We start from the raw sequence: 4,301 nt of genomic DNA on the forward strand, positions 1-4,301 counted from the left end.
CGCCCACCCTGACCCGGCCCGACGATATAGGAGGCCACCACGGCCCCTGCCCCAAAGTAGGCCCCTTGCGGAATGCCACTCAGGAAGCGCGCCAGCGTGAAGCTGCCCAACCCCATCGCCACTGCCGACAGCACATTGCCAAGCACGAAGACGCCCATCAAGGCCAGCAACAGGTGCTTGCGGTTCAGCTTGGCCGCCAGGATCGTCACAGCAGGACCGCCGAGCACCACGCCCAGCGCATACGCCTCGATGGCGTGCGTGGCGGTGGTCAGGTCAATGTGCAGACTCGCGGCAAACTGCTGGAGCAGGCCCATGCTGGCAAATTCGGACGTACCGATCGAGAAGGTGCCGAGCGCCAGTGCCAGCAGCGTGAAGGTCTTGCGGCGGATCTGGCCAGCATCGGTGCAGTGCGTCTTCGTCGAGGCGCACTGGGTTTCGTAGGCTTGGTTGAGCATGACAGTCTTCCGTGTTTCAGATGCCGTGCGGCAGCGGCGCGTCGGGATGTACCAGTCCGGCCTGACGCAGTTCACGCCAGAAGTCGACGGGCACCTGTGCTTCCAGCGCTGCGCGGTCTTCGGCGATGCGTTCCGGCCGGCTGGCGCCTGGGATCACGGCTGCCACAGCCGGATGGGCCAGCGAGAACTGCAGGCCCGCAGCCTTCATCGTCACGTCGTGACGATCGGCAATCGACTTGATCGCCTGCACCCGCTCCAGGATCGCCGGTGTCGCCGGGGCGTACTCGAAATTGGGGCCGCCAACCAGCGCGCCCGAACTGTAGGGGCCGCCCACCACGATGCCCAGGCCGCGTGCCGCCACTTGCGGCATCACCCGCTGCAAGGCGCGCGAGTGATCCAGCAGCGTGTAGCGGCCGGCAAGCAGGAAGCCGTCCGGTTGCGCGCTTTGCAGGTCGAGCAGCAGTTCGATGGGCTCGACGCGGTTCACGCCCAGTCCCCAGGCGCGGATCACGCCCTCATCGCGCAGGCGGTCCAGCGCCTTGAAGGCGCCCTTGCGTGCAGTCTCGAACACGCCAAGCCACTCGTCGCCGTAGAAGTCCTGCGCCACGTCGTGCACCCACACGATGTCGAGCCGATCGGTCTTCAGACGCTTCAGGCTGTCCTCGATCGAGCGCAGCGTCGCGGCCTCGGAGTAATCGTTGACGATACGGTTGGCGCGGCCGTGCCGGAACACGTCGCCCTTCTCGCCCAGGTCTCGCGCAGTGACGTCCTCGACCTCGTCCAGCACCAGGCGGCCAACCTTGGTGGCCAGCACCAGGCTGTCGCGGTCGCGGCCCGCAAGCACGTCGCCCAGGCGCGCCTCCGCCAGGCCGGCACCGTAGAACGGCGCGGTATCGAAGAAGCGGATGCCGTCCTGCCACGCGGCATCGACGGTTGCCTGCGCCTCGGCTTCGGGAATGGCGCGGAACATGTTGCCCAGCGGTGCGGTGCCAAAGCCCAGGCGGCCAGGGATGAGGTTCTTGAGGGACATGGTGCTCTCCGTTCGGTGTTGGGATGAGCGAATCATCGGCGCCGGACAGTGATTCATCCAATTTAATTTCTATAATCCAGTTTTATTGCCAGCGATATATGTCGCGATGCGCTACGACCTGAACCTGCTACCGATCTTCGTGGCGCTGATGGAGGAGCGCAGCGTGACCCGCGCCGCCGACCGCCTGGGCATGACGCAAGCCGCACTGTCGAATGCGCTGTCGCGCCTCCGCACCATGCTGCAGGACCCGCTGTTTATCCGTGAACGCTATGGCATGCGGCCCACTGCGAAGGCCGAGCAGCTCGCACCGGCGCTGACCCAGGCGCTGGCTGCGATGGATACGGTGGTACTCGGACAGCGGGCCTTCGACCCGTCAAGCGCCGACCAGATCATCACGATCGCGCCCAACAGCTACGTGGAATTCGTGCTGGTGCCCGCGCTGGTTGCGCGGCTCACTGCACTCGCGCCAGGCATCCAGATACGTCTGCTGCCCTTCGGTAACGACCTCGCGGAGACTGGGGTGACGTCAGGCACCACCGCGATGGTGCTGGGCCGCCTCAGCGATGCGCCGGACAATCTCGTGGTGCAACACATTGCGGATGACGGCCTGGCCTGCGTGGTACGTGCCGATCATCCGACAATCGGCAGCCGAATCACAAAGACTCAGTACGAACGACTGAAACACGTCAACGTGCTGCCCCCGGGGCGGCTGCGCGCCGGACTCTTTCAGGCGCTGGACCGTCAGGGGCTCACGCGGGAGGTGGTGGTGTCGGTCACCCACTTCGCGACCATCTCCGAGATTGTCGCGGTCACCGACTACTGCGCCACGCTTCCCCAGCTGATCTGCCGTCGCCTGGCCCACGACCCGCGCCTGAAGGTAGTGGCCGCGCCCGTGGATCTTGGAACCTTTCCGCTGCACATGGCATGGCACGTGCGCTATCGGCAGGACCCGGCGCACATCTGGCTGCGCACCGTGGTAGCTGACGTGGCGAGTTCGCTTTGATCGTTCGGACGCGCAGCGGCCAACGGTGTCCGCAGCGCCGAGATGTCAGACCGGTAATGTGAAACCCGCGCAAAGTCGCCTTAGTTCCACAAGGCAACCCGGGCACGCATGCACTACGCTTTGCCCCTCGATGGACACCGAGTTACCGCATGGACGACGACTTTCACATTCCCCGCTATGCGCGGGGTGGGCCTAGCATTCACGAGGAGGCACTGCGGCTGCGCACGAAACGTCTGGAGGTGCTGGCGGCAAACGTGGCGAATGCCGACACACCGAACTACAAGGCCCGCGACATCAACTTCAGCCAGGCGCTCGAAGGGGCGATGGGCAACGGTCACCGCTTTCCGGGAATGACCACGACATCGGTCGCGCATCTACCGGCAACCCCGCCAGTCATCGAGGAAGACCTGCTTTACCGCGTGCCGCTGCAATCGAGCATGGACGGCAACACGGTGGAGATGGACACCGAGCGCGTGGCGTTTGCCGACAACATGGTGCGCATGCAGTTCTCGATCGACCGGACAGCCAGTAAATATCGGAACATGCTCAAGCTGTACCAGGACATGCGCCCCTGACAGGGAGGCCGAACGCTGCCGGCCTAGGCCGACGCTGTCAGACCGGCGGGTTCGCGCATGCCGCGCAGCAGCGCCATCAACATGCGCAGCCCGGCCCACGGGTTGCGCAGGCAACGATATACCTGTTCGCTGCGTGCCACGCCGGACACGCACCAGGCGCAGAAATGCTCGCAGTTATTGGTCAGCAACTGGTATCTGTCTTCGCCCAGGCGCGACCGCGCACGGTCGGCCACTTCGTGGCCCGGATAGGCGGCTTCGGACTCGGGGCGAACCGTGACACCCACACCCGCGCCAAACCTGCGCAGGGAAATGTATTCGACCGGCCTGCACTTCGCGACACGATCAAACCCTCCGTAGTGAATGACCATGCCATTCCCTACATAGATGCCGTGGTGCAGATAGCCGTCGCGCGCGCTCGTCAGATGCGCGCCGACTCTGAGTTGGCGTGCCACGCCATTGGCCGCATCCCAGTCCTGAAGCAGATCGATATGTGAGGTGTCCATGGTTGCCGCTCAATCGATAGCCGACCAAACCGCCCGTCGATGTTCCGCGTGCAAGGCGCAAAGCTTCACCCCTCCGGGCAAAAGTGCCTGGAAAAAACGTGGAACTGTCGTGGGATCTCTTGCGCTGGCGCACCAGTGAGGGCGCCGAGGCTGGCCAGCAGCTTGTGCCCGTGGCCTTGATTGAATAGTAGGAGTGCGGACCGCGAGAAACCATGCTACCGAGGATTCGCGCGATCCCTACATTGGCGTTGCCGGGCTATACCAGCGTATAGCCCGTGGGGCGACTCCTCGGCACCCTGCGTCGGCACAGGCACCCGTGTCGGGTGACCTGTCGATCTCAGTAAGGCGGATTGACCACCACGTATTGCGAACCCTGCGGTTGATACCAGGTGCCGCCGCATTGCTGGTAGACCATGCCGCCATAATTCACCGGCGCGCAGTTGGGAGGTACCGAACGGACCATCGAGCCGATCACGGCCGATGTCACGGCCACCGTCGCCGTGACAGCCGCAGCCGTTGCCACGGGATGGTAATCGTTGTCCCATCCGCAGCATCCGCCGTGGTTATCGACGTTCACATTGACGTTGCGATTGGAATTGACGTTGACGTTCCGGGTGGCATTCACGCTGTTGACGCTGTTGCTGCGGACGTTGTTGGCGCGTGCGTCCGTACGGCTGTTGTTGATCCGGGCCCCACCGCCACCGCCGCCCCCTCCCGCCTGCGCAGCCATGTGTC

Annotated in this window: 6 protein-coding genes; 2 read left to right on the forward strand and 4 right to left on the reverse strand. The window is 64.5% G+C overall.

Features of this window, described 5'->3' with window-relative positions:
- The coding region (locus FFS21_RS31560; protein WP_212745285.1) for an MFS transporter at window positions 1-455 on the reverse strand (455 nt) is incomplete at its 3' end.
- Window positions 456-471: 16 nt separating this feature from the next.
- Window positions 472-1,485 carry an aldo/keto reductase gene (locus FFS21_RS31565; protein ID WP_137928605.1) on the reverse strand — a complete coding sequence of 338 codons (1,014 nt, stop codon included), beginning with the start codon at window positions 1,483-1,485 and terminating at the stop codon, window positions 472-474.
- A 106-nt stretch (window positions 1,486-1,591) separates the two neighbouring features.
- Here FFS21_RS31565 and FFS21_RS31570 point away from each other — a divergent pair, with 106 nt between their 5' ends.
- Window positions 1,592-2,488, forward strand: coding sequence for a LysR family transcriptional regulator (locus tag FFS21_RS31570; RefSeq protein ID WP_137928606.1), 897 nt, complete (start codon window positions 1,592-1,594; stop codon window positions 2,486-2,488).
- Window positions 2,489-2,637: 149 nt separating this feature from the next.
- Entirely contained in the window at window positions 2,638-3,063 is a 426-nt protein-coding gene (gene flgB / locus FFS21_RS31575) for a flagellar basal body rod protein FlgB (protein WP_137928607.1), read from the forward strand.
- Window positions 3,064-3,086: 23 nt separating this feature from the next.
- On the opposite strand, the gene FFS21_RS31580 is transcribed toward flgB, so the two are convergent.
- Together FFS21_RS31580 and FFS21_RS31585 are read right to left on the reverse strand one after the other, a co-directional pair.
- Entirely contained in the window at window positions 3,087-3,566 is a 480-nt protein-coding gene (locus tag FFS21_RS31580) for a lecithin retinol acyltransferase family protein (RefSeq protein WP_137928608.1), read from the reverse strand.
- A 337-nt stretch (window positions 3,567-3,903) separates the two neighbouring features.
- Window positions 3,904-4,296, reverse strand: coding sequence for a hypothetical protein (locus FFS21_RS31585; RefSeq protein WP_249359772.1), 393 nt, complete (start codon window positions 4,294-4,296; stop codon window positions 3,904-3,906).
- Window positions 4,297-4,301 lie beyond the last annotated feature (5 nt).

Origin of the sequence: Cupriavidus sp. 2SB (assembly GCF_005503625.1) — a bacterium.
Taxonomy (GTDB): Bacteria; Pseudomonadota; Gammaproteobacteria; order Burkholderiales; family Burkholderiaceae; genus Cupriavidus.

What these genes read in the sequence shown, in the direction of transcription:
- FFS21_RS31565 (WP_137928605.1), bottom strand. Translation starts at nt 1,485, where the DNA reads ATGTCCCTCAAGAACCTCATCCCTGGCCGCCTGGGCTTTGGCACCGCA.
- FFS21_RS31570 (WP_137928606.1), top strand. Translation starts at nt 1,592, where the DNA reads ATGCGCTACGACCTGAACCTGCTACCGATCTTCGTGGCGCTGATGGAG.
- flgB (WP_137928607.1), top strand. Translation starts at nt 2,638, where the DNA reads ATGGACGACGACTTTCACATTCCCCGCTATGCGCGGGGTGGGCCTAGC.
- FFS21_RS31580 (WP_137928608.1), bottom strand. Translation starts at nt 3,566, where the DNA reads ATGGACACCTCACATATCGATCTGCTTCAGGACTGGGATGCGGCCAAT.
- FFS21_RS31585 (WP_249359772.1), bottom strand. Translation starts at nt 4,296, where the DNA reads ATGGCTGCGCAGGCGGGAGGGGGCGGCGGTGGCGGTGGGGCCCGGATC.